The organism is Falsiroseomonas sp. CW058 (assembly GCF_050563535.1).
Taxonomy (GTDB): Bacteria; Pseudomonadota; Alphaproteobacteria; order Acetobacterales; family Acetobacteraceae; genus Falsiroseomonas.
Genome location: NZ_JBNXUO010000009.1, coordinates 71,656 through 95,518, shown reverse-complemented (window position 1 = coordinate 95,518; position 23,863 = coordinate 71,656). Strand labels below are relative to the sequence as shown.

The window sequence follows — 23,863 nt, the reverse complement described above, 5'->3', positions numbered from 1 at the left end:
CCCTTGCCCTAGCCCAGGCCCCGCAGCACCGCGTCGCCCATCGCCGCGGTGCCGACCACGGGCTGCCCCGGCAGGGCGATGTCGGCGGTGCGCGCGCCGCCCGCAAGTGCGGCGGCGACCGCCGCCTCCACCTCCGCCGCCGCGGCCTCGGCGCCGACGCTCCAGCGCAGCAGCAGCGCCGCCGACAGGATGGCGCCGATCGGGTTCGCGACCCCCTTCCCCGCGATGCCTGGCGCGGCCCCGTGAACGGGTTCGTACAGCGCCCGCCGCCGGCCATCCGGCAACGGGCGCGACAGCGAGAGGGAGGGCAGCATCCCCGGGCTGCCCGCCAGCGCCGCGGCGCCGGCCGAGAGCACGTCGCCGAACAGGCTGTCGGCCAGCACCACGTCGAAGCGCGCGGGGTCGCGCGCCAGCAGCGGCGCGCAGGCATCGGCCAGCATGTGCTCCAGCGCGACGTCGCGGAACTCGTCCTCGTGCAGCGCGGTCACCACCTGGCGCCAGAGCGCGCCCGATTCCATCAGGTTCGCCTTGTCCACGCTGGTCACCCGGCCGCGCCGGCCCCGCGCCAGGGCGAAGGCGAAGCGGGCGGTCCGCACCACCTGGTCCTCGGTGTAGCTGTGCGTGTCGACGCCCCGCCGCTGGCCATGGGCAAGGTGCTCGATCCCCCGCGGCTGGCCGAGATAGGCGCCGCCCGACAGGTCGCGCACGAAGACCAGATCCACCCCGTCCAGCACCCGCGCCTTGTGGGGCGTGACCTCCGCCAGCACCGGGTCGGTCCTGAGCGGCCGCAGGCTGACGAAAAGGCCGAGCCTGTCGCGCAGCGCGGCCATGCCCCCGGTCCGCCGCTCCTCCATCGGGATCGCGGTGTGGTCGAGGCTGTCGAGCGGGCCGGCCAACACCGCATCGGCCCGCGCCTCGGCGGCGCGGCTCGCGGCCGGCAGCAGCGCCCCATGCGCCTTCCAGGCGGCAAGGCCGAAGGCGCCTTCCTCGACCTCCACCGGCAGGGCGTGGCGGGCCACGGCGCGGCGCAGCACCCGCAAGGCCTCCGCCGTCACCTCCGGCCCGATGCCATCCCCGGCCAGCGCCAGCACGCGGGTCGGGCGCGGGCGGTCCGGCGGCAGCACGCGGCGGGCGATGGCGTCGGGCATGCGGATGGCCTCCGGGCGGGCCTCGTGCATCGCGGGCCCGGCGGCGCGCGTCAAGCGCGGAACGACTTGCGCGCGGGCGCACCCTGGCCGAAGAAGGCGGCGATGGCCCCGCAACGCACCGCGCTGATGATCCTCGGCATGCACCGCTCCGGCACCTCCGCGCTGGCCCGCGTGCTCGGGCTGCACGGACTGGCGCTGCCGCGCGACGCGATGGCGGGCAAGCCGGAGAACCCGCGCGGCTTCTGGGAACCGGCGCCCGCGCAGAAGCTGAACGACCGCATCCTCGCCGCGGTCGGCAGCGCCTGGGACGACCCGCGCCCGCTGCCGCGGCCTCTGGCGCCGCAGGACCGGCTGTCCGCCTGGCAGGCGGAGGCCGCGGCCGTACTGGCGGAGCAGTTCGCCGGCACCGCGCCGCTGGTGCTCAAGGACCCGCGCATCGCCCGGCTCGCGCGGCTGTGGCGCGGCGCGGTCGCGGCGCGCGGGATCGCGCCGAAGGCGGTGCTGGCCATCCGCAACCCGCTCGAGGTCGCGGCCTCGCTGGAGGCGCGGAACGGCATCGGGCTCGACCAGGCGATGCGGCTCTGGCTCGGCCATGTGCTGGAGGCGGAGCGCGGGTCGCGCGGGCTGCCGCGCGCCGTGGTGCATTACGACATGCTGCTGCGCGACTGGGCGGGGGCGGTGGCGCCGGCGCTGAGGCTGCTGCCGGACGGCGCGGCGCGGCCCGATGCGGCGGCCATCGCCGCCTTCCTCGGGCCGGAGCTTCGCCACCACGCCGTCGCCACGGACACGCTGCTGCGGCACCCGAAGGTGCCGGGCGCCGTGAAGCTCGCCTATGCCGAATTCCGCCGCCACCCCGGCGGCGGGGCGCTGGACGAGGAATTGCTGGACCTGCTGCACCGGCGCTTCGCGGAAGGGCTGGCCACGCCCTGACGGCCCGGCCCGGCCCGACGCCCCCTTGCGGAAGGCACGGCCGCGCCCGCATTCTCGCGCCCGCAACGGGCGGCCCGGAGAGGCCCGCCGACAGGGAGGGATGCCCCGATGACCCACGCCATCACCCGCCGCGCCGCGCTGCTGGCCGGCGCCGGCGCGCTGGCCGCCCCGCATGCCGGGCGCGCGCAGTCCTACAAGCAGGAATACAAGCTGTCGGTTGTCGGCAACAGGCCGATCCCGCTGTCCGAGGGCGCCTTCCAATGGGCCGACCTGGTGACGCAGCGGTCGAACGGCCGGATCAACGTGAAGGTCTATCCGGGCAGCCAGCTCGTCGGCGGCGACCAGACGCGCGAACTGGTGGCGATCCGCCAGGGCGTGATCGACATGGCGGTCTTCTCCACCATCAACATCTCGCCGCAGGTGCGGGAGATGAACCTGTTCTCCCTGCCCTTCCTCCTCGGCGACCACCGCGGCTTCGACGCCATCATCAACGGCCCGGTGGGGGAGGAGCTGTTCCGCGCCCTGTCCACCCGCGACGTCGTGCCCTGCGCCTGGGGCGAGAACGGCTTCCGCGAGATCTCGAACAGCCGCCGCGCCATCCGCGAACCGGGCGACCTTCGCGGCATGAAGATCCGCTTCGCCGCCGGCGCCATCTTCAGCGAGATCTTCACCGCGCTCGGCGCGAACCCGCTGCAGATGTCCTTCGCGGATCTCCAGCCCGCGCTGTCCACCGGCGCGGTGGACGGGCAGGAGAACCCGATCAACCTCTTCCTCGCCTTCCGCATGGACACGCTGGCGCAGCGCCACCTGACGATCTGGAACTACGTGGCCGATGCCGGGATCTTCGTGGTCGGCAAGGCGGTGATGGACAGCTTCGCGCCGGCCGACCGCACGCTGGTCATGGAATGCGCGCGCGATGCCGCGAAGGCGCAGATCGAGGCGAGCCGCAAGGGCATCGGCGTCGACGCCGACCGCTCCTCGATCGAGGAGATGCAGCGCCGCGGCGTGACGGTGACGACGCTGACGGACGCCGAGAAACAGGCCTTCGCCCGCGCCACCCGCCCGGTCTTCGACAAATGGGCGCAGACCGTCGGCGCCGACCTGGTCCGCCGCGCCGAGACCGCGATCCGCGGCGCGCGGGCCTGAGCGCAGGCGATGGCCGCCGAGCCCGACCCGACCGTGGGCCGCGACAACCCCGCGACCCGCATCCCGCTGAAGGTCGAGGAGGTGCTGGTGGCGGCCGCGATGGCGGCGATGGCGCTCATCACCGCCGCCAACGTCGTCACCCGCTACCTGACCGACATCAGCCTCGCCTTCACCGAGGAATACTCGGTGGTGCTGATGGTGCTGGTCGCGCTGCTCGGCACCGCGGTGGCCACCGCATCGGGGCGTCACATCCGCATCGCCTATTTCACCGACCTGCTGTCGCCCCGCGGCCGGCGCCTGGCGGAGATGGCGGCGATGGCGCTGACCGTGCTCTGCTTCGGCATCCTCGTCTGGTACGGCTGGCGGCTCGCCTATGACGAATACCGGTTCGAGGTGCTGTCGAACGGGCTCGGCCATCCGAACTGGTGGTACACGGGCTGGCTGCCGCTGCTGTCGGCGGTGGTGGTGGCGCGCGCGATCGGGCGCCTGATCCGGCTGGCGCGCGGCGGGGATGGCTGAGCCGCCATGGTAGGGTCCATCCTGTTCCTCACCTTCCTCGTGCTGCTGGCCGGCGGCGTGCCGATCGGCGTGGCGCTCGGCCTCGCGGGGGCGCTGGCGATCCTGCTGGCGGACCAGTCGATCCTCGCGATGCCGACCAACGTCTATGCCGGCATCGCCAAGTATCCGCTGATCGCCATCCCGATGTTCGTGCTGGTCGGCAGCGTCTTCGACCGCACCGGGGTCGCGCTGCGGCTGGTGCGCTTCGCCACCGCCATCGTCGGCGCGGGGCGCGGGGCGCTGGCCTCCGTCTCGGTCCTGGTGGCGATGGTGATCGGCGGCATCAGCGGATCGGGGCCGGCGACCTCGGCGGCGGTCGGGCAGGTGGTGACGCGGAGCATGGCGCGGGATGGCTATCCCCGCCCCTTCATCGCCAGCACCGTCGCCGCCGCGGCGGCGACCGACATCCTCATCCCGCCTTCGATCGCCTTCATCATCTATGCCGTGCTGGTGCCCGGCGTGTCGGTGCCCGCGATCTTCATGGCCGGGATGTTCCCCGGCATCCTCGCCGGCTTCGCCATCATCGGCGCGGTGCTGGCGCTGTCCTGGCTGAACGACTTCGGCGGCAAGTCCCGGCAGGAGGAGCGGCTGGAGGTCTGGCGCACCTTCCGCGAGGCCTTCTGGGGTCTGATGGCGCCGGTGGTGATCCTGGGCGGCATGCGGATCGGCGCCTTCACGCCCACGGAAGCCGCCGTGATGGCGGTGTTCTACGGCCTGTTCATCGGCTTCTTCATCTATCGCAGCCTGACGCTGCGCGACGTCTACGAGATGCTGGTGGAGGCGGGGGAGCTTTCGGCCGTCATCCTCATCGTCGTCGCGCTGGCATCGGTCTTCGCCTGGTCCACCTCCACGCTCGGCATCGTGCAGCCGGTGGCGGGCTGGATCGTGGGCCTCGGGCTCGGCGAATACGGCACCATCGCGCTGCTGATGGTGGTGCTGGTCTTCATCGGCATGTTCCTGGACGGCGTCTCCACCTTCCTGATCCTGCTGCCGGTGCTGATCCCCATCGCCAACGCCTTCCACTGGGACCTGACCTGGTTCGGCGTGATCCTGACGATGAAGATCGCGATCGGGCAGTTCACCCCGCCGATGGCCGTGAACCTCATGGTGTCATGCCGGATCGCCGGGGTCAGCATGGAGAGCACGATCCCCTGGGTGGTGTGGATGATCCTGGCGATGTTCGGCTCCCTCGCGCTCGTCGTCGCCTTCCCGGAGATCGCGCTGTGGCTGCCGCGGATGCTGGGCACCTTGTAGGGAGGATGCGGCGATGCCCGCCTATCTGGTCGCGAACATCCGCGTGAGGGACGCGGCGGGGTTCGAGGAGTACCGCGCGCGGGTGCCGGCGGTGATCGCCGCGCATGGCGGGCGCTACCTGGTGCGCGGTGGCGCGCTGGAGGTGGTGGAGGGCGCGCCGGCGCTGGCGCGGGTGGTGATCCTGGAATTCCCGGACATGGCCGCGCTGAAGGGCTTCTACGCCTCGCCCGAGTACGCGCCGCTGCTGCGGCTGCGGCTGGAGACGGCGGAGAGTGAGGTGGTGCTGGTGGAAGGCCACGCCCCGGGCTGACGGGTGGGGGCGACGGCCCCCGCCCCGCAGCGCGGGCGCGGCAGGACGCCGCGCGCTACCTGCTCATGTCCAGCGCCGGCTTCGCATCCGCCGGCAGCGGGCTCTGGTAGGGCCTGCCGCCGGTGCGGCCGCGGTGGTCCTCCTTCGCGGCGGCGATCAGCGCGGGGTCGCGCAGCGCATCCACCGCCGTGCCGGCCATGACCTTCGCGACATGCACCATGCCCTTGTGCGCCGCCGGCAGCTTGCCCTGCGCGGTCAGCTGCCAGGAATGGCCCGGCGTGCCGATGGCGTAGGTCGAGCCCCGCGCCTGCACGGTCGGCACCTTCCACGACACGTCGCCCACATCGGTGCTGCCGATCATCGGCGCGCCGTTGCGGTCGAGCGGCACCACGGTGTCGCAGAGCGACACGCCCGCACGCTGCTCCAGCCCGACCCGCCGCCAGGAGGAGGCGATGTCCTCCTCCGTCATCGTCGCCTGGAAGCCGGCCGCGATGCGGCGGTCCTCCTCGTCGAATTCGGGCGGGCCCAGGCGGTCCAGGTTCGCCTGCATCGCGCGTTCCAGCGGCGTGTTGCCCAGCAGGTTCGACACGGCGGAGACGACCTTCGTGGTCACGGCCGTCTCGGTCATCAGCGCCGCGCCGTCGGCGATCTTCCGCACCCGCGCGACCAGGCCGTTCAGCTCCTGCAGGTTCCGCGCGCGGATCAGGTAGCGGACCTTCGCCGTCGCCTGCACCACGTTCGGCGCGATGCCCCCGGCATCGAGATAGGCGTAGTGGACCCGCGCGTCGGAGGGCATGTGCTCGCGCATGTAGTTCACGCCGACATTCATCAGCTCCACCGCATCCAGCGCGGAACGGCCGAGATGCGGCGCGGCCGCGGCATGGCTCGCGCGCCCCGCGAAGCTGAAGTCGATGCGGGTGTTCGCCAGGCTCAGCGGCTCCATCACGCCGGCGAAGGCGGCCGGGTGCCAGGTGATGGCGATGTCCACGTCGTCGAAGGCGCCGTCGCGGCACATGAAGCCCTTGGCGGCCCCCCCCTCCTCGGCCGGGCAGCCGTAGTAGCGCACGCGGCCGGGCAGCCCGTTGGCCTTCAGCCAGTCCTTCACCGCCGCGGCCGCGAGGAGGCTGGCCGAGCCGAGCAGGTTGTGGCCGCAGCCATGGCCGCGCGTCTCGCCCGCCACCGGGCGCGGCTCCATCACGCCCGCTTCCTGGCTCAGCCCGGGAAGCGCGTCGTATTCGCCGAGGATGGCGATGACCGGCCCGCCCTCGCCGGCCTCGCCCATCACCGCGGTCGGGATGTCGGCCACGTTGCGCGTCACGCGGAAGCCCTCCGCCTCCAGCATGGCGGTGTGCTCGGCGCAGGACCGATGCTCGTCGTAGCAGAGCTCCGGCATGCCCCAGACGCGGTCCGAAAGCCCGATGTATTCCTGCTTCCGGCCCTCCACCAGGCGCCAGATCTCGTCCTCGTTCCGCATCGTGCCGCTCCGTCCGTGGAATGCCGCCATCCTATCGCGCGGATCGCGCGGGCGCTCAACCGGCGCCCCTCAACCAAAGGGCGGCCGCCGCGTTGCCGGGGGCTGTTGCAGGAGGGTCCGATGCGCATCCAGGTGAACACCCACGACACGGCCGGGGACGACGGCTACACCACCCGCGTGGAGGCGCAGGTCGCGGGGGAGCTCGACCGCTTCACCGAACACCTCACCCGGGTCGAGGTCCATCTCGCGGACGTGAACGGGGACAAGGGCGGCGCCGCGGACAAGCGCTGCATGATCGAGGCGCGCCCCACCCACCATAAGCCGATCGCCGTCACCCACCAGGCGCCGACGCTGCCCATGGCGATCGACGGCGCGCTCGACAAGATCAACCGCGCCCTCGACCGCGCCCTCGCGCCCCGGACGGACCACAAGGGCGCGGCCTCCATCCGCGACGCGGATCTGTAGTGCGCGCTACTTCACGATGGCGCCCGCGCTGCGCGGCGTCGTCGTGATCGTCACGTTGGTGTCGAAGCGGAAGCTGCCGCCCCAGCTGCCGTAGCTGCTGCTGGTGACGCCGTTGCGCGCGCTTCCCGGATAGGAGGCGCGCCCCGCTTCCCGCACCACGGTGACGCGCCCGCCGGCAGGGCCGACCGCGCCGGCATGCAGCGCCGCGCGGCAGACCCCGCTGTCATCGGTGTAGGTGCCGCTGCCCCACACGCTCGCCGGCCGTGCCACGGCTTCGGCCGGGCAGGCGCAGGCCAGGCGCTGGGGCGCCGCGCTGCCGAGGTCCCGCCACCGGTCCGGGCAGGCCGGCAGCGCCACCGCCGCCGGCGCGGCCGGCGCCGCGGCTGCCGCGCGGTCGGCGCGCGCGATCGCCGCCGCCAGGTCCTGCACGGCTTCCGTCAGCAATTCCCGCGCGCGGGTGCCGGTTTCGTCAGGTGCCTTCAGCGTGGCGCCGTTGTGCAGCCAGACCACGACCATTCCCCGTTCGGTCTGCGCGCCGTTCGCGCGCAGCCGCGTCGGCTCCGACGCGAGGGCCAGGATCAGCTGGAAGGCGAAGGTGCAGGATTCCCGCCCGTGCAGCAGGACGATGGCGGTGTTGAGTTCCGGCATGTCGGCCAGCTCGGCGGCGGAAAGGCCGGCCGGCGGCACCCGTCCCACGAAGCGGATGCCGGACCCGCGCAGCCCCGCCGCCACGGCCGCCTCCAGCCCATCCGCCGCGACGCCGCAGGCGGCCGGCGCATCCTCCGGCGCGGAAAGGAGGTCGAGTTCGAGCCGGAGCGTGCGGATCCCGGCGAGGAGCGGGTTCGGCGCCGGCTCACGGGCCTGCGCGGGCGCGGGCTGCGCCGGCGCGGCGGCCGGCGGCGCCGCAGGCACCGGCTGCTTCTGCGCCCATGCCGCGGGTGGGAGCAGCAGCGCAGCCCCGAGCGCGAGAAGCATCCCCATGCGCGGGGCAGGCTTGGCTTTGCCGTCCATTCCAGGATCCTTCCTTCCCAACCGCATCGTCGGCGCCGTCACGACCACGCCGCCTCCACCCCCGGCGGTGGCGAGAAGGGCAGGTCGCCGCGCGCCAGCACCGCCTCCCTCCCGCCATTCGCCGCCAGGATGGCAGCCTGCCGCGCCTTCACGCGGGCGTCGACCTCGGCGGGGTCGGTGCCGAGCCTCTCGCGCAGCAGCACCTCCATCCGCGCGATCAGCATCGCGCTCGACGGGTCCTTCGCCAGGTCCGTCAGCTCCTCCGGATCGGCGGCGAGGTCGAAGAGCTGCGGCGGGTAGGTCGCGTAGCGGATGTATTTGCACGCCCCCTCGCGCAGCATGAACGCCGCCTCGCGCGAGCCGCTGGCGTGGTACTCGCTGAGCACGAGGCGGTCCGGCGCCGCGCCGCGCGCGATGTCGAACAGCGAGGCCGAGCACGGCGGCGGCGCCTCCGCGCAGCCCACCGCGTCGACCACGGTGGCGAAGACGTCGGTCAGGCCCACCGGCGTGGCGCAGGTGGCGCCCGCGGCCACGCCCTCGCCGGCCAGGATCATCGGGATGCCGACGCTCTCCTCGTACATCACGGACTTCCCCCAGAGCCCGCGCGCGCCCACGCTGTCGCCGTGGTCCGACGCGTAGAGCACGCGCGTGCTCCCCCCCAGGCCGCATTCGTCGAGGCAGCCGAGGATCCTGCCCACCTGCTCGTCCATGAAGGACACCAGGCCGTAGTAGCCGGCCATCATGCGCTGCACATCCGCCTCGTCGCGGACATGGCTGTCATAGGGGATGGTCGCCGCGTAGTCGTCCGTGAAGGGGTGCCGCGGCCGCTGGTCCCTCGCATAGAGCTTCGGCATCCCCACCACCCCGGGCGGGTAGCGGCGGAAATGCTCGGGCGGCGCGGTCAGCGGGAAATGCGGCGTGACGAGCGAGACGAACAGGCACCAGGGCCTGTCCGGCGTCCGGCCCGCGCGCGCGCGCAGCCACTCCTCCGCCCGCGCGGCGATGTCGCGGTCATAGCGGGTGTAGTCGCTCTCCCCCGGGCCCGCGGCGGCGCGCATCTTCTGCGCGCCCTTCCGGGGCGGCGCCGTCTCGTCGCGGATGAGGGCGAGCAGGTCGCCCTTGCCGTCCACGACATGCATCGGGACGATCTCCTCGGTGAAGCCGTGGTCGTCGCCGGGCAGGCCGCGGAAATGCAGCTTGCCGATGGAGGTCACCTCGTGCCCCGCCTCGCGCAGGGCATGGTGCCAGGACCGCACCGCGCCGTCATAGGGATCGGCGTTGTCGTGGTAGCGGCCCATCGCATGCAGTTCGCGCCCCGTCGCCAGCGCGGCGCGGGCGGGGACGCAGATGGGCGACGGGGTGGAGGCCGCGGTGAAGCGCGTGCCGCGCGCCGCCAGCGCATCGAGGTTCGGCGTGTGGACGAAGGGGTGCCCCGCGCAGCCCAGCGCCTTCGGGCTGTGCTCGTCGGACAGGATCACCACCAGGTTCCGCTTCGGCTCGACCGCCACGCCCCGCCCCCTCCCGCGCCTGCCACGATGCTGGCCCCGATCGGGCGCGCGGGAAAGGGGGTGGGCGCCGCGGCGGGCCCGCGCGCCGGACGCCACCGTGCCGATCGTGAGGCCGCTCGGCGCTTGATGCCGGCGCGCAACCCCGCCTAGCCTGTCCGCAAGCGCGCCGCCGCCGGGCGGACGCGCAACGGAGGAGAGACGCCATGGTCCGCCTGACCCGCCGCACCCTGCTTGCCGCCAGCGGCGCGGCGCTCGCCGCCCCTGCCCTCGCCCAGCCGCGCTGGCCGGCCCGGCCGATCCAGATGATCGTTCCCTGGGGGGCGGGCGGCGGCACGGATGCGACCGCGCGCATCGTGGGGTCGCTGCTGGAGCGCGACCTCGGCCAGCCGGTCAACGTGGTGAACCGCACCGGCGGGTCCGGCGTGGTCGGCCATTCCGCCATCGCGACCGCGGCACCCGACGGCTACACGATCGGGATGATCACGGTCGAGATCGCGATGATGCACTGGCAGGGGCTGACGGAGCTGAAGCCCACCAGCTACACCCCGCTTGCGCTGATGAACGAGGATCCGCCCGGCGTCACCGTCAACCAGTCCGCGCCCTGGGCGGACATCAAGGCGCTGGCGGATGCGATCAAGGCGAGCCGGCCCGGCCAGTTCAAGGCGTCCGGCACGGGCCAGGGCGGCATCTGGCACCTGGCGCTGGTCGGCTGGCTGCAGGCGATGGGCCTGCGCGGCGACCATGTGCGCTGGGTGCCGTCCAACGGCGCGGCGCCGGCCATGCAGGACCTGGCGGCGGGCGGCATCGAGCTCGTCACCTGCTCGATCCCCGAGGCGCGGGCGATGATCGACGCGAACCGCGCGCGGCCGCTCGCCATCATGGCGGCGCAGCGCAACCCGGTCTTCGGCAGCGTGCCGACGCTGAACGAGACGCTCGGCATCAACTACACCTCCGGCGCCTGGCGCGGCATCGCGGGGCCGCCGAACCTGCCGGCGGGCGTGCGGGACACGCTCGTCGCCGCGCTCGACAAGGCATACAAGTCGGCCGAATTCCAGGACTTCATGCGCGCCCGCGGCTTCGGCACGGTCTGGGGCGGGCCGCAGGACTTCGCGGCATTCATGGACCGGGCCAACACCGGCATGGGCGAGGCGATGCGCGCCGCGGGCCTTGCCCGCGGCTGAGGCCGGGCGCCGGCGCGGCAGGGGGCCCGCGCCCCCGGGCGCCCGCCGCTACAGGGTGGCGGCGCCCGCCCCCGGCTCATCCGCCGGCATCGGGTCCGCGGGCAGCGGGTCCGCGGCGTCGGCGCGCCAGCCCTTCCGCTCCTCGTAGAGCCGCTTCGCCAGCAGCGCGCCGCCGACCGCGGTGGCGCCGATGGCCAGCGTGGCGACGGCGCCGGCCGCCAGCGCCATCCCCGCCATCATCATGGGCGGGGCCATCATCGTACGGGCGGCGCAGCGCATCAGCATGGCGGGGTCCTCGTGGCTGGGGCGCCTCACTTGGGGCGCGGCGGCGGCGGCGCAAGCCGCGGCCCGGGGGGCGGCAGGACTCGTTCCGCCGCGCAGGAACAGACGCGGCTGCCGTCGGGCAGGGGGTTCGGCATCGTCACCTCCCCGCAATGCGGGCATTCGACCGGCTCCTCCCGCAGCGCGCCTACCATGGCGGGTCGAGCGCGAGCAGCGAGGCGAGCGCCCGCACCTCCCGCAGGTCGCCGGCCTCGGCCGCCGCTTCGATCGCGCCGAGGGTGGCGGCGGCACCCGGCCAGCCGGCATTCGCGGCGATGCCGCGCAGCGCATGGGCGGCGGCGCGGGCCGACGGCGCGTCGCCATCCGCCGCCGCGGCGGTCAGGCGCGGGATGCGGGCGGACCATTCGGCGCGGAACTGCTCGCCGAGCTCCTTGTCCGGGGGCGCGGCCCTGTCCAGCACCGGCGTGTAGAGCGTGACGAAGCCGCCCCCCGGCAGCGGCGCGCGGCGCAGCTCGATGCGGGACCCGTCGGGCCGCTCGCGCTCGATGCGCTGCAGGACGGCGCCCTTCCGCAGCGCGTCGAGCCGGCGCGCGACCTCGGCCTCCGGGTCCACCAGGCCGAACTCCCCGGCTTCCGCCTGCAAGCGCAGCAACTCGGCCATCGGCATCCCGATGCGCAGAAGCTGGCGGGGCACGCCGGCGAAGTCGGGAAAGCGCGGATTCCAGCCCACCAGCCGCAGGTCGCCGTCCATCACCATCACGCCGTCCGCCATCGCGGCCAGCACGCCGTCCAGCAGGCGGGCCTTCGCCTCCGCCCGCTCCGCCACCCCCTTCAGCTCGGCCTGCGCGGCAAGCAGGCGGGCCTGGCGCGCGGCATGGTCCGGCCAGGCGCGGCCGAGCCTCCAGCCCCGCCACGCCATCGGCGCGAGCGCGGCGGCAAGCGCCGCGGCGGGCAGCGCGGCCCACCATCCGGCCGCCCCGGCATCGGCCGGGACGCAGGCGGCCAGCGCCGGGGTCAGCAGCAGGGCGGGCAGGCCGTTGGGGACGCGCATCGGCTCCGGGGAAACGACAGTCACGGCGGGGTTGCATCTACCCATGCGGGTACGGCCACCGCAAGGCGGCGGGCGAGGGCCGGGCGCGGGGTGGGGTGGACGCGGCGGGACGCCATTGGCATGTTCCGCCACCCGCCAGGGCCGGCCCCTTCCGTGCCGTCCGGCGGACGGCAAGGGGATCGGCTATGGCCAAGATCAAGGTGAAGACACCCGTCGTCGAGATGGACGGGGACGAGATGACGCGCATCATCTGGGGGTTCATCAAGGACCGGCTGATCCTGCCGTATCTCGACATCGACCTGAAATACTATGACCTCGGCATCGAGTACCGCGACCAGACTGACGACCAGGTGACGGTGGACGCCGCGAACGCCACCAAGCAGTACGGCGTCGGCGTGAAGTGCGCGACCATCACCCCGGACGAGGCGCGGGTGAAGGAATTCGGCCTGAAGAAGATGTGGCGGTCGCCGAACGGCACCATCCGCAACATCCTCGACGGCACGATCTTCCGCGAGCCGATCATCATGCGGAACGTGCCCCGCCTGGTGCCGCACTGGACCAAGCCGATCGTCGTCGGCCGCCACGCCTATGGCGACATCTACCGCGCGGTCGAGATGAAGGTGCCCGGCGCCGGCAAGGTGACGATGACCTTCACGCCGGAAGGCGGCCAGCCGCAGGAGATCGGCGACTTCGCCTTCAAGGCCGGCGGCGTCGCGATGATGATGCACAACCTCAACAGCTCGATCGAGGGCTTCGCGCGCGCCAGCTTCAACTATGGCCTGCAGCGCAACTACTCGGTCTACTTCAGCCACAAGAACACCATCCTCAAGGCCTATGACGGCAACTTCAAGGACATCTTCCGCGCCATCTACGACGCCGAGTTCAAGGCGGAATACGAGAAGCGCGGCCTGACCTACGAGGACCGCCTGATCGACGACATGGTGGCCTCCGCGCTGAAGTGGGAAGGCGGCTATATCTGGGCCTGCAAGAACTACGACGGCGACGTGCAGTCCGACATCGTGGCGCAGGGCTTCGGCTCGCTCGGCCTGATGACCTCGGTCCTGCTCTCCCCCGACGGCAGCACGGTCGAGTCCGAGGCGGCGCACGGCACCGTCACGCGCCACTACCGCGAGCACCAGAAGGGGCGCGAGACCAGCACGAACCCGATCGCCTCGATCTTCGCCTGGACGCGCGGCCTCGCCTATCGCGGCCGCTTCGACGGCACGCAGGACGTGGTGGACTTCGCCAACGCGCTCGAGCAGGTCTGCATCGAGACGGTGGAGGCTGGCGACATGACGAAGGACCTTGCCATCCTCATCAGCAAGGACCAGCCCTGGCTGAACACGCAGGCCTTCCTCGCGAAGCTCGACGAGAACCTGAAGAAGAAGATGGCCTGACGCGGCCGCCTTCACCGCTTCGCCTGACCGCGGCGGCCGGGGCGACCCGGCCGCCGCTTTCGCTTGCGCCACCGGCGGGGGGTTCCGGCCGATGCCATCGTTCAACCTTGCCGACTGGCTGGCGCTCGCTGTCTTCGCGGCCTGCTGGCTCGGCTACGCGACGCTGGTGGACCGTGTGCCAGCCATCCGCGACCGCAGCGTCATCGCGGCGATGGACGCGCACCGGCGGCGATGGATGCTGGCGACGCTGGGACGGGACAACCGCATCGCCGACATGGCGGCGATCGGCAACCTGATGAACTCGACCAGCTTCCTCGCGACCACCAGCATCTTCATCCTGGGCGGCCTGGTGGCGATGATGGGCTCGCCCGAGCTCGGCCGCCGCGTCGTCTCCTCCCTCCCCTATGCCGAGGTGCCGGACGATGCGGCGTGGGAGACGAAGATCGCGCTGCTGCTGGTGATCTTCGTGAATGCCTTCTTCGAGCTGACCTGGGCGCTGCGCCAGTTCAACTACGGCTCCATCCTGGTGGGCGGCATGGCACCCCCCGGCAGCGGCCCGGTGGGAGAGGCGCAGGCAGGCGCCGCGGCGCGCGTGCTGAACCGCGCCGCGCGGCACTTCAACACGGGGCTGAGGAGCTACTATTTCGGCCTGGCGGCGCTGGCCTGGACGGTCCACCCGCTCGGCCTCGTCGCGGCGAGCCTGCTTGTGCTGCGGGAATTGCACAGGCGCGAATTCCGCAGCGAGGTGCGCGACGCCGTCGGGGGCTGACGGCCCTTTCCCGCATGCGGGAAAGGGCCCGCGGCGTCCTACCGCCGCACCGCCATGCGCCCGCCATAGCGCGCGGCGCTGCCGAGTTCCTGCTCGATGCGGATCAGCTGGTTGTACTTCGCCGTCCGGTCGGAACGCGACAGCGAGCCGGTCTTGATCTGCCCGCAGTTGGTGGCCACCGCGAGGTCGGCGATGGTCGCGTCCTCGGTCTCGCCGCTGCGGTGGCTCATCACCGCGCGGTAGCCGGCGCGGTGCGCCGTCTCCACCGCCTCCAGCGTCTCCGTCAGGCTGCCGATCTGGTTCACCTTCACCAGGATGGCGTTGCCCGTGCCGGTCTCGATCCCCCGCCGCAGGCGTTCGGTGTTGGTCACGAACAGGTCGTCGCCCACCAGGTTCACCCGCGCGCCGAGCCGCTCCGTCAGCAGCTTCCACCCCTCCCAGTCATCCTCGGACATGCCGTCCTCGATGGAGACGATCGGGAAGCGGTCGCAGAGCGCGGCGAGGTAGTCGGCCATCCCCGCCGAATCGACCGTCTTGCCCTCGCCCTCCATGACGTAGCGGCCGTCCTTGAAGAACTCAGTCGCGGCGCAGTCGAGGGCGAAGACGATGTCCTCCCCCACGCGGTGCCCCGCCGCCTCGCAGGCCTTCGTGATGAAGCCCAGCGCCTCCTCCGCGCTGCCGATATTGGGGGCGAAGCCGCCCTCGTCGCCGACATTGGTGTTGTGGCCCGCGTCGTGCAGGGCGCGCTTCAGCTGCGCGAAGACCTCGGACCCGATGCGGACCGCATCCGCCACCGTGCCAGCGGCGACCGGCATGATCATGAATTCCTGGATGTCGATCGGGTTGTCGGCGTGCTTGCCGCCGTTGATGATGTTCATCATCGGCACCGGCAGGGTGCGCGCGAAGACGCCGCCGACATAGCGATAGAGCGGCATCCCCAGATCCGCCGCCGCCGCCTTGGCGGTCGCGAGCGAGACGGCGAGGATGGCGTTGGCGCCGAGGCGCGACTTGTTCGGCGTGCCGTCCAGCTCGATCATCGTCTCGTCGATGCGGACCTGCTCGGTCGCCTCCATGCCGCCGAGGGCGTCGAAGATCTCGCCTTCCACGTTGGCGCAGGCCTTCCGCACGCCCTTGCCGCCGTAGCGGGCCTTGTCGCCGTCCCGCAGCTCCACCGCCTCATGCGCGCCGGTCGATGCGCCGGAGGGGACGATGGCGCGGCCGATGGCGCCGGAATCCAGCACCACCTCCGCCTCCACCGTCGGGTTGCCGCGCGAATCGAGGACCTCGCGGGCGATGATGTCGGCGATGGCGGCCATGCGTCTCTCCGGGGCGAAGGGGGTCGCGCCGCGATTAACCTTGCGGGGCCGGGCCGGCAAGGGTGGGGCGGGTCACGGCTGCGCCGCGGGCGCGGTGGCTAGTCGCCGTCGCCACCGCCGTCGCCGCCACCACCGTCACCGCCGCCATCACCGCCGCCATCCCCGCCGCCATCACCTTCGCCGTCTCCGTCATCCTCGTCCTGCGGCGCAGGGTCGCCGCCGCCCTGCCGGCCAGCGTTGTCGCCCGGCGGCGGCTTGCGCCAGGGGCGCAGCCGGTCAAGCCAGCCCGGCCCCGGCGCGCCTGCGCCACCATCATGTCCCGCCACCGCATCCTCCATCGCCGCCCTTGCCCGGGCGTAACGCGGGGCGGTGGCGCCGGTCGCGCGGTCAGTTCCGCCCGTTGCGGTCCAGCCCCGCCCAGTGGCGCGTGGTGGGCAGCGGCTTGGCCAGGCCGCGGCGGTCGCAGGGCTCGGTCAGGCGCACCGGCAGGCCGAGGACTCGCGGCGCGGGATGGCCGCGCGGCCGCGAGAAGCCGGCAAGCTGGAGGTCGAGCGTGCCGTTCGCATGGATGCGCGTCACCTCGCCCCATTCGCCGGCGACGGCGGTGCAGACCGGCCCCGGTTCGTCGCGGGTCAGGCGGACCAGGTCGCCTGGCATCAGCTTGCGGGTCGGGGGGGCGAAGGCGTCGGGGTTCCGCATGGCGTCCATCAGATCGCGGCGGCTGTTGCGCCGATGTTGCCGGGCCGCGGCATCAGCGCGGGCGCCCGCCCTGGGCCGCCCAGTGCCGCCCGCCGGCGCCAAGGCTGCGGCCGAAGCTGTCGCAGGGTTCGAGGCAGGCACGCGGCACCGACAGGGCGCGGTCCGTGGGATCGGTGCGGGGCCGGCAGTATCCGGCAAGCAGGAGGTCGAGCGTGCCGTCCCAGTTCACCTGCAGCACCTTCCCCCAGTCGCCCGCGAAGGCGGTCACCAGCGGCCCCGGTTCGTCGCGGCGGAGGCGGACTAGGTCACCCGGGGCAAGGCCGCGGGCGGCGGAGACGCCGGGATCGGAAGGGCTGCGCATTCCGGCAGTTCATGCCGGAACCGTTGTCGGCATGTTGCCGGACCGTGCCGCGGCTGCACGTCGATGCCCGCTCAGCGTGGGCGGCGGGTGTCCCACACCGCGGCGAAGCCCCGGCGGAGCGGCATGCCCTGGTGGTCGCAGGGCTCCACCCGGCCGCGCGGCACCGCGACCGCGCGCGTCATCGTCGCGTCCCGCGCCCGGCCGTAGCCGGCAAGCTTGATGTCGACGGCGCCGCAGGGATGCACCCGCGTCACCCGCCCCCAGTCGCCCGCGAAGGCGGTCACGATCGGGCCGTCCTCGTTGCGGGTCAGCCGCACGAGGTCGCCGGTCTCATAGGCGTAGGTCTCGAGCCCGCCGGCCCCGACGAGGATCCGCATGGCCCACCCTGCCATGCCCGGGGTTGGCAAAGGGTGAAGGTCAGCCCTTGCGGCCGAGCCCGCCACCCGCCAGCAGCGTCGCCCCGAGCCCCACCGCCAGCACCAGCGGCACGGCGAGCGAGCCGAACAGCACGGCCGCAAGCAGGGTGGCGGCCAGTGTCGCCGCCATCCCGATGCCCAGCCGGACGAGCCGCGCCTTCTGGTCCATCGCGCCGCCTAGACCAGCCGCGCCTGGCGCACCGCCGCGCCGATGAAGCCGCGGAACAGCGGATGCGGCTCGAACGGCTTAGACTTCAGCTCGGGGTGGAACTGCACGCCGATGAACCAGGGATGCTCCGGCCGCTCCACGATCTCGGGCAGGGTGCCGTCGGGCGACATGCCGGCGAAGCGGAGCCCCGCGGCTTCGAGCTTGTCGCGGTAGCCGACATTCACCTCGTAGCGGTGGCGGTGGCGTTCCTTGATCTCGGCCGCGCCCTCGTACACGTCCCGCACCAGCGATCCCTCGGTGAGTTTCGCCGGATAGGCGCCGAGCCGCATGGTACCGCCGAGGTCGCCGCCCGCGGCGCGCTTCTCCATCTCGTTGCCGCGCTGCCATTCGGTCAGCAGCCCCACCACCGGCTCCGCGCAGGGGCCGAATTCGGTGGAGGACGCGCCCTTGAGCCCCGCCTGGTTCCGCGCCGCCTCGATCACTGCCATCTGCATGCCGAAGCAGATGCCGAAGAAGGGCACCTTGCGTTCGCGCGCGAAGCGCACGGCCTCGATCTTGCCCTCGGTGCCGCGTTCGCCGAAGCCGCCGGGAACGAGGATGCCGTGGACGCCTTCGAGGCGCTTCACCGCCTCCTCGTCGCCCGCCTCGAAGATCTGGCTGTCCACCCAGTCCAGCCGGACCTTCACGTTGTGCGCGATGCCGCCATGGGTCAGAGCCTCGGCCAGCGACTTGTAGCTGTCGAGGAGGTTCGTGTATTTGCCCACCACCGCGATGGTGACCTCGCCTTCCGGCGCGCGGACGGACTGCACGATCCGCTCCCAGCGGCGCATCTCCGGCTCGCCGTAGAAGGACAGGTTGAAGTGCCGCAGCACTTCCCGGTCCAGCCCTTCCTGGTGGTAGCTGATCGGCACGGCGTAGATGCTGTCGGCGTCATAGGCCGGGATGACGCTTTCGGGCCGCACGTTGCAGAACAGCGCGATCTTGCGGCGCTCGTTCTCCGGGATCGGGCGGTCGCAGCGGCACAGCAGGATCTGCGGCTGGATGCCCTGGCCGAGCAGTTCCTTCACCGAATGCTGAGTCGGCTTCGTCTTCAGCTCCCCGGCGGAGGGGATGTAGGGCACCAGGGTCAGGTGGATGAACAGGCTGCGCGTCGGGCCAAGCTCGTTCGCCAGCTGGCGGATGGCTTCCAGGAAGGGCAGCGACTCGATGTCGCCCACCGTGCCGCCCACCTCGACGAGGACGAAGTCGTAGCCCTCGGTCTCGGCCTGGACGACTTCCTTGATCTTGTCGGTGATGTGCGGAATGACCTGCACGGTCCCGCCGAGGTAGTCGCCGCGCCGTTCGGCGGCGATCACGTCGGAATAGATCCGCCCCGTCGTCCAGTTGTCCGCCTTCGAGGCGTGGACGCCCGTGAAGCGTTCGTAGTGGCCGAGGTCGAGGTCGGTTTCCGCCCCGTCATCGGTCACGAAGACCTCGCCGTGCTGATACGGGGACATCGTGCCCGGATCGACGTTGAGATAGGGGTCGAGCTTGCGGAGGCGGACCTTGTAGCCGCGCGCCTGCAGCAGCGCCCCGAGGGAGGCGGCGGCGATACCCTTGCCGAGCGAGGAGACCACGCCGCCGGTGATGAAGACGAACCGCGTCATGGGCGCCCCTCATAGACCGGGCGCGCGCAGGCGCAAACCCGTAACAGCTCTTGCCGGGATGGAAACTGCCATGCGGCCCGCGCGGTGCGCGCGGGCTTGAAGATCAGTTGGTGGGCACCGCGGGCGCCGCCGGCAGGGCGGGCAGCGCGGGCGCCGGCGCCGCGGCGCCGGGCGCGCCGGCCGGCGTGTCCAGCAGCGACCCGCGCGGCGCCTGGCCCTTGCCGAGCATCGCCAGCACCAGCGCCAGCACCATGAAGGCGGTGCCGAGGATGGCGGTGGTCCGGGTCAGCAGGTTCGCCGTCCCCCGCCCGGACATGAAGGACCCCATCCCCTGCGAGGAGCCGATGCCGAGCCCGCCCCCCTCGCTGCGCTGGACGAGGATGACCCCGATCATCGCGAGGGTGACGAAAAGGAACAGGACGAGGAGGACGGTGGTCATGGGGGCGGGTAGATAGCGGGTCCGGCGCCGGATGGCCAGCGGCCAGCGTCGGGGAACGCGCACCCCCTGGGGAACGCCGCCCGCACGGAAGAAGGCCCCTACCCCGCCGCCCGCGCGATCGCCAGGAAATCCGCCGCGACCAGGCTCGCCCCGCCGACCAGCCCTCCATCCACGTCCGGCAGCGCCAGGATGGCCGCGGCATTGCCCGGCTTCATCGACCCGCCATAGAGGATCCGCGTCGTCCCGCCCGCCGCGCCGAACCGGGCGGCCAGCGCCGCGCGGATGGTGCCGTGGATGGCGGCGATGTCCGCCTCGGTCGGGGTGCGGCCGGTGCCGATCGCCCAGACGGGCTCATAGGCCACCACCCCCGCGAAGCCGTCGGGCAGCGACTCCGCAAGCTGGCGGGACACCACCGCCTCCGCCTGCCCGCCCAGGCGCTCGGCCTCCGTCTCGCCGACGCAGACCACGGGCACCAGCCCCGCCCCGGCGGCCGCCGCGGCCTTGGCACGCACAGCAGCATCGGTCTCCCCGTGGTCGGTCCGGCGCTCGGAATGGCCGAGGATGACATGCGTCGCCCCGGCGTCGCGCAGCATGGCGGCGGAGACGTCGCCGGTATGCGCGCCCTTCGCCGCGGCGTGGCAATCCTGCGCGCCGACCGCGACGGCCGATCCGCGCAGCGCCGCCGCCACCGCCGCCACATGCAGGAAGGGCGGGCAGACCAGCAGGTCCGCCGGCAGCCCCCCGGCGCCGTCCCGCACCGCACCGGCCAGCGCCGCGGCTTCGGCCAGCGTGCCGTGCATCTTCCAGTTTCCGGCGATCAGCGGGCGCACCCCGGGCGTCATCTCGGTCTTCTCCCTGAACCTGTGCCCCGGGCTACCAATGCCGGCCCGGGCTGGCAACGGGCCGCGTTCTCCGCTACGCCGCGGGCCATGATCACCTGGTTCCGCAGGCTGGCCCAGACCTGGGTCGCCAAGGCCCTCTTCGTCCTCCTGATCCTCTCCTTCGGGATCTGGGGGATCGAGGATGTCGTCCGCAACATATGGCGGGAAACCGCGGTCGTGCGGATGGAAGGCGGCAATATCGAGCTGCCCGAGGCGCAGGTCGCCGCGAGGCGTGAGCTGCAGCGCCTCCAGCGCCAGCTCGGCCCCGCCTTCGAACCGGACGAGGCGATCCGCAACGCCATCGCCCGCCAGGCGGTCGAAGGCCTCATCGGCGAACGCGCGCAGCGGCACGAGGCGCAGCGGATGGGGGTGGCGACGCCGGACAGCGCGGTGCGCGACTACGTGCTGGCCATCCCCTCCTTCCAGCTCGGCGGGCAGTTCAGCCGCGCCATCCTGGACACATTCCTCCGCCAGAACGACATGACGGAGGCGCAGTTCCTCCAGATCGTGCGCGACGACCTGGAACGCATCCAGCTCGTCGGCGCCGTGCGCGCCGGCGCGCCCTCCCCCGCCAGCCTCGCCAACGCGATCTTCCGCTTCGAGCGCGAGCGGCGCGTGGCCCGCCTGGTCGAGCTGCCGCTGCTGGAAGCGCCCGAGCCCGATCCCCCGTCCGACGCCGTCCTCGCCCGCTTCCACGCCAACAACCCCGAACGCTTCTCCACCCCCGAGCTGCGCGAGGCGGTGGTCGCCATCCTCTCGGCCGAGACGCTGGCCGACCAGGTGGAGGTGGAGGAGGCGGAACTGCGCGCCGCCTTCGAATCCCGCCGCGCCAGCTTCGAGACGCCGGAGCGCCGCGACCTCCAGCAGGCCCTGCTGCCGACCGAGGAGGCCGCCCGCAGCCTTGCCGCCGCCTGGCGCGGCAACGCGGATTTCGCCGCCCTCCAGGGCGCCGCGACGGCAGCGGGCGGCGCCGCGCTCGCGCTCGGCAACCTCACCCGCGCCGACCTGCCGATCGAGCCGCTGGCCGGGGCCGCCTTCGCCCTGCCGGTCGGCGGCGTGACGGACCCCGTGCAGTCCCCCTTCGGCTGGCATGTCGTCCGCGTCGCCGCCATCACCGCCGGCACCCAGGCCCGGCTCGAGGACGTGGCCGACCGGCTGCGCCAGGACCTCGCGCTCGAGAAGGCGGCCGACCTCGCCTTCGAACGCGCGAACCGGGTCGAGGACGCGATCGCCGGCGGCGCCGACCTTGCCGAGGCCGCGCGGCGCTACGGCATGGCGGTCGGGACCGTGAAGCTCGACGCGCAGGGCAATGACGAGACGGGCGCGCCGGTGCCCTTCCCGGTCGCGCAGGCGGCGCGGCCGGAATTGCTGCGCGCCATCTTCGCCGCCGAGCCCGGCCGCGCCCCCCGCCTGCAGGAACTGCGCCAGGCGGATGCCTTCGTCGCGGTGGACCTGCGCGCCGTGGTCCCGCCCGCGCTGAAGCCCTTCGAGAGCGTGGAGGCGGATGTGCGGCTCGCCTACGCCACCGATGCGCGCCGCCGCTTCCAGGAGGAACGCGCCGCCGCCCTGCTTGCCGCCGTGCGCGGCGGGCAGACGCTGGAAGCGGCCGCCGCGGCCGCCGGCCTTCCCTCCGACCGCGTCGGGCCCTTCGGCCGCCAGCCGGAGGCCGAGGCGGCGCCGGGCCCCGCCCTTCCGCGGGAACTGCTGCCCGTGGTGTTCGGGCTGCGCGTGAACGAGCCGACGATGGTGCCGACCGCGCGCGGCTTCGCGGTGGCGCAGCTGCTCGAGATCGTTGCGGCCGACCCGGCGGCGGATGCGGCGGCGGTGGAGAATGCCCGCCGGTCGGTCCAGGCGCAGGCCGCCGACGACATCGAGGCGCAGTTCCTCGCCGCACTCCGTCGCCGGGCGGAGCCGCGGATCAGCCCGGCGATGATGCAGCAGGTCGCGCCGTGAGCCCGGGCTTCGCCGCCTTCCGCGAAGCCCTGCTCGCCGGCCGCGGGCAGGTGCTGTTCCGCGAGAGGGTCGCCGATCTCGACACCCCGGTCGGCGCCTTCCTTCGGCTGGTGCAGGGCCGCCCCAACGCCTTCCTGCTGGAATCGGTCGAAGGCGGCGCGGCGCGCGGCCGCTTCAGCGCCATCGGGATGGAGCCGGACCTGGTCTGGCGCTGCCGGGCGGGGGCGGCGGAGCTGAACCGCCACGCGCTGTCCGCCCCCCACGCCTTCGAGCCCGATCCCCGCCCGCCCATGGAGAGCCTGCGCGCCCTGGTGCAGGCCTGCCGCATGCCGATGCCGCCCGGCCTGCCTTCCATCGCAGCGGGGCTGTTCGGCTTCCTCGGTTACGACACCGTCCGCCAGATGGAACGCCTGCCGGAGAAGAACCCGGAGGTCCTCGGCATCCCCGAGGCGGTGATGATCCGCCCGACGCTGGTGGCCGTCTTCGACCATGTGCGCGACACGCTGACGCTGGTGACGGCGGTCTGGCCGGAAGCGGGCCTCGACCCCCAGGCGGCGTGGGACCTAGCGCAGGCGCGGCTCGACGAGGCGGAGGCGGCGCTCGACCGCCCGCTGCCGCGCCCGGCGCCGCCCGCCGCGCTGCCGGCGCCGCCCGCCCCCGCCTCCAACTTCACGCGGGACGCCTTCGTGGCGGCGGTGCTCCGCGCGAAGGAGTACATCGCGGCCGGCGACGTGTTCCAGGTGGTGCCGTCGCAGCGCTTCTCGGTGCCCTTCGGCCTGCCGCCCTTCGCGCTGTACCGCGCGCTGCGGCGCCTCAACCCCGCGCCCTACCTGTTCTTCTGCGACTTCGGCGGCTTCGCGCTGGTCGGCGCCTCGCCCGAGATCCTGGTCAGCGTGAAGCATGGCGAGGTGAAGCTGCGCCCCCTCGCCGGCACGCGCCCGCGCGGCGCGACGCCGGAGGAGGATGCGCGGCTGGAACGCGAATTGCTGGCCGACCCGAAGGAACTGGCCGAGCACCTGATGCTCATCGACCTCGGCCGCAACGACGTGGGGCGGGTGGCGGAGATCGGGTCGGTCCGCGTCACCCAGAAGTTCCAGGTCGAACGCTACAGCCAGGTGATGCACATCATGTCCGAGGTGGTGGGGCGCCTGCGGCCGGGGCTCGATGCGCTGGACGCGCTGATGGCGGGCTTCCCGGCCGGCACGCTGTCCGGCGCGCCGAAGGTGCGGGCGATGCAGATCATCGAGGAGCTGGAGCCCTCGCGCCGCGGCGCCTATGCGGGGGGCGTCGGCTATTTCGGCGCGGATGGCGACATGGACATCTGCATCGCGCTGCGCACCGCGCTGGTGAAGGACGGCACCATGCATGTGCAGGCCGGCGCCGGCGTGGTGGCCGACAGCGACCCGGATGCGGAATACGCCGAGACGCAGCAGAAGGCCCGCGCCCTGTTCCGCGCGGCCGAGGAAGCGGTGCGCTTCGCGGCACAGCGGCGATAGCGC

Annotated in this window: 26 protein-coding genes; 11 read left to right on the top strand and 15 right to left on the bottom strand. The window is 73.1% G+C overall.

Annotated features, from left to right (window positions below; all coding sequences use genetic code 11):
* Nucleotides 1-8: 8 nt before the first annotated feature.
* Nucleotides 9-1,148, bottom strand: coding sequence for an isocitrate/isopropylmalate family dehydrogenase (locus ACK8OX_RS09795; RefSeq protein WP_430663842.1), 1,140 nt, complete (start codon nt 1,146-1,148; stop codon nt 9-11).
* A gap of 102 nt (nt 1,149-1,250) precedes the next feature.
* On the opposite strand from ACK8OX_RS09795, the gene ACK8OX_RS09790 reads away from it, so the two are divergent.
* The 5 genes from ACK8OX_RS09790 (at nt 1,251) to ACK8OX_RS09770 (ending at nt 5,346) form a co-directional block, all read left to right on the top strand.
* Complete coding sequence (locus ACK8OX_RS09790; RefSeq protein ID WP_430663841.1) at nt 1,251-2,078, top strand: sulfotransferase family protein; 828 nt, start codon at nt 1,251-1,253, stop codon at nt 2,076-2,078.
* 108 nt (nt 2,079-2,186) lie between these two features.
* Nucleotides 2,187-3,224 carry a TRAP transporter substrate-binding protein DctP gene (dctP, locus tag ACK8OX_RS09785; protein WP_430663840.1) on the top strand — a complete coding sequence of 346 codons (1,038 nt, stop codon included), beginning with the start codon at nt 2,187-2,189 and terminating at the stop codon, nt 3,222-3,224.
* 9 nt (nt 3,225-3,233) lie between these two features.
* Nucleotides 3,234-3,743, top strand: coding sequence for a TRAP transporter small permease (locus ACK8OX_RS09780; protein WP_430663838.1), 510 nt, complete (start codon nt 3,234-3,236; stop codon nt 3,741-3,743).
* Nucleotides 3,744-3,749: 6 nt separating this feature from the next.
* Nucleotides 3,750-5,036 carry a TRAP transporter large permease gene (locus tag ACK8OX_RS09775; protein ID WP_430663836.1) on the top strand — a complete coding sequence of 429 codons (1,287 nt, stop codon included), beginning with the start codon at nt 3,750-3,752 and terminating at the stop codon, nt 5,034-5,036.
* A gap of 13 nt (nt 5,037-5,049) precedes the next feature.
* Nucleotides 5,050-5,346: a DUF1330 domain-containing protein gene (locus ACK8OX_RS09770; RefSeq protein ID WP_430663835.1), complete on the top strand. Its 297-nt coding sequence runs from the start codon at nt 5,050-5,052 to the stop codon at nt 5,344-5,346.
* A 55-nt stretch (nt 5,347-5,401) separates the two neighbouring features.
* Here ACK8OX_RS09770 and ACK8OX_RS09765 read toward each other — a convergent pair whose 3' ends face one another.
* Entirely contained in the window at nt 5,402-6,820 is a 1,419-nt protein-coding gene (locus ACK8OX_RS09765) for a M20 family metallopeptidase (RefSeq protein ID WP_430663834.1), read from the bottom strand.
* A 120-nt stretch (nt 6,821-6,940) separates the two neighbouring features.
* Between ACK8OX_RS09765 and ACK8OX_RS09760 the strand changes: the two genes are divergently transcribed.
* Nucleotides 6,941-7,285, top strand: a complete 345-nt coding sequence (locus ACK8OX_RS09760) for an HPF/RaiA family ribosome-associated protein (RefSeq protein WP_430663833.1) — start codon at nt 6,941-6,943, stop codon at nt 7,283-7,285.
* A gap of 6 nt (nt 7,286-7,291) precedes the next feature.
* Here the strand turns inward: ACK8OX_RS09760 and ACK8OX_RS09755 are convergent, their stop codons facing one another.
* On the bottom strand, nt 7,292-8,296 hold the full coding sequence (locus tag ACK8OX_RS09755; protein ID WP_430663832.1) for an LCCL domain-containing protein: 1,005 nt from the start codon (nt 8,294-8,296) through the stop codon (nt 7,292-7,294).
* A 38-nt stretch (nt 8,297-8,334) separates the two neighbouring features.
* Complete coding sequence (locus tag ACK8OX_RS09750; protein WP_430663831.1) at nt 8,335-9,804, bottom strand: sulfatase-like hydrolase/transferase; 1,470 nt, start codon at nt 9,802-9,804, stop codon at nt 8,335-8,337.
* A gap of 203 nt (nt 9,805-10,007) precedes the next feature.
* Here ACK8OX_RS09750 and ACK8OX_RS09745 point away from each other — a divergent pair, with 203 nt between their 5' ends.
* The gene (locus tag ACK8OX_RS09745; protein WP_430663830.1) at nt 10,008-10,985 is read left to right on the top strand and encodes a tripartite tricarboxylate transporter substrate binding protein; all 978 of its coding nucleotides are present in this window, start codon (nt 10,008-10,010) and stop codon (nt 10,983-10,985) included.
* A gap of 48 nt (nt 10,986-11,033) precedes the next feature.
* On the opposite strand, the gene ACK8OX_RS09740 is transcribed toward ACK8OX_RS09745, so the two are convergent.
* Entirely contained in the window at nt 11,034-11,270 is a 237-nt protein-coding gene (locus ACK8OX_RS09740) for a hypothetical protein (protein ID WP_430663829.1), read from the bottom strand.
* A 184-nt stretch (nt 11,271-11,454) separates the two neighbouring features.
* Entirely contained in the window at nt 11,455-12,342 is an 888-nt protein-coding gene (locus ACK8OX_RS09735; protein ID WP_430663828.1) for a PAS domain-containing protein, read from the bottom strand.
* Between the two features lie 161 nt (nt 12,343-12,503).
* On the opposite strand from ACK8OX_RS09735, the gene ACK8OX_RS09730 reads away from it, so the two are divergent.
* On the top strand, nt 12,504-13,715 hold the full coding sequence (locus ACK8OX_RS09730; protein WP_430663827.1) for an NADP-dependent isocitrate dehydrogenase: 1,212 nt from the start codon (nt 12,504-12,506) through the stop codon (nt 13,713-13,715).
* A gap of 91 nt (nt 13,716-13,806) precedes the next feature.
* Nucleotides 13,807-14,484 carry a DUF599 domain-containing protein gene (locus tag ACK8OX_RS09725; RefSeq protein ID WP_430663826.1) on the top strand — a complete coding sequence of 226 codons (678 nt, stop codon included), beginning with the start codon at nt 13,807-13,809 and terminating at the stop codon, nt 14,482-14,484.
* Between the two features lie 38 nt (nt 14,485-14,522).
* Here ACK8OX_RS09725 and eno read toward each other — a convergent pair whose 3' ends face one another.
* The 9 genes from eno to tpiA all read right to left on the bottom strand — a co-directional run bounded on the left by eno (nt 14,523) and on the right by tpiA (nt 20,360).
* Complete coding sequence (eno, locus tag ACK8OX_RS09720) at nt 14,523-15,800, bottom strand: phosphopyruvate hydratase (RefSeq protein WP_430663825.1); 1,278 nt, start codon at nt 15,798-15,800, stop codon at nt 14,523-14,525.
* Between the two features lie 34 nt (nt 15,801-15,834).
* The gene (locus ACK8OX_RS09715) at nt 15,835-15,993 is read right to left on the bottom strand and encodes a hypothetical protein (RefSeq protein ID WP_430663824.1); all 159 of its coding nucleotides are present in this window, start codon (nt 15,991-15,993) and stop codon (nt 15,835-15,837) included.
* Between the two features lie 194 nt (nt 15,994-16,187).
* Nucleotides 16,188-16,499, bottom strand: coding sequence for a hypothetical protein (locus tag ACK8OX_RS09710; RefSeq protein ID WP_430663823.1), 312 nt, complete (start codon nt 16,497-16,499; stop codon nt 16,188-16,190).
* Nucleotides 16,500-16,551: 52 nt separating this feature from the next.
* Entirely contained in the window at nt 16,552-16,860 is a 309-nt protein-coding gene (locus tag ACK8OX_RS09705; RefSeq protein WP_430663822.1) for a hypothetical protein, read from the bottom strand.
* A 71-nt stretch (nt 16,861-16,931) separates the two neighbouring features.
* Entirely contained in the window at nt 16,932-17,237 is a 306-nt protein-coding gene (locus ACK8OX_RS09700) for a hypothetical protein (RefSeq protein WP_430663821.1), read from the bottom strand.
* A gap of 40 nt (nt 17,238-17,277) precedes the next feature.
* On the bottom strand, nt 17,278-17,445 hold the full coding sequence (locus tag ACK8OX_RS09695; RefSeq protein WP_430663819.1) for a hypothetical protein: 168 nt from the start codon (nt 17,443-17,445) through the stop codon (nt 17,278-17,280).
* Nucleotides 17,446-17,453: 8 nt separating this feature from the next.
* The gene (locus tag ACK8OX_RS09690; RefSeq protein WP_430663818.1) at nt 17,454-19,091 is read right to left on the bottom strand and encodes a CTP synthase; all 1,638 of its coding nucleotides are present in this window, start codon (nt 19,089-19,091) and stop codon (nt 17,454-17,456) included.
* Nucleotides 19,092-19,194: 103 nt separating this feature from the next.
* A complete protein-coding gene (gene secG, locus ACK8OX_RS09685; RefSeq protein WP_430663817.1) occupies nt 19,195-19,530 on the bottom strand; it encodes a preprotein translocase subunit SecG in 336 nt (111 codons plus the stop codon).
* Between the two features lie 98 nt (nt 19,531-19,628).
* Complete coding sequence (gene tpiA / locus ACK8OX_RS09680; protein ID WP_430663914.1) at nt 19,629-20,360, bottom strand: triose-phosphate isomerase; 732 nt, start codon at nt 20,358-20,360, stop codon at nt 19,629-19,631.
* A gap of 99 nt (nt 20,361-20,459) precedes the next feature.
* Here tpiA and ACK8OX_RS09675 point away from each other — a divergent pair, with 99 nt between their 5' ends.
* On the top strand, nt 20,460-22,364 hold the full coding sequence (locus ACK8OX_RS09675; protein WP_430663816.1) for a SurA N-terminal domain-containing protein: 1,905 nt from the start codon (nt 20,460-20,462) through the stop codon (nt 22,362-22,364).
* The gene (gene trpE / locus ACK8OX_RS09670; RefSeq protein WP_430663814.1) at nt 22,361-23,860 is read left to right on the top strand and encodes an anthranilate synthase component I; all 1,500 of its coding nucleotides are present in this window, start codon (nt 22,361-22,363) and stop codon (nt 23,858-23,860) included. Before ACK8OX_RS09675 ends, trpE begins: the two co-directional genes overlap by 4 nt.
* Nucleotides 23,861-23,863 lie beyond the last annotated feature (3 nt).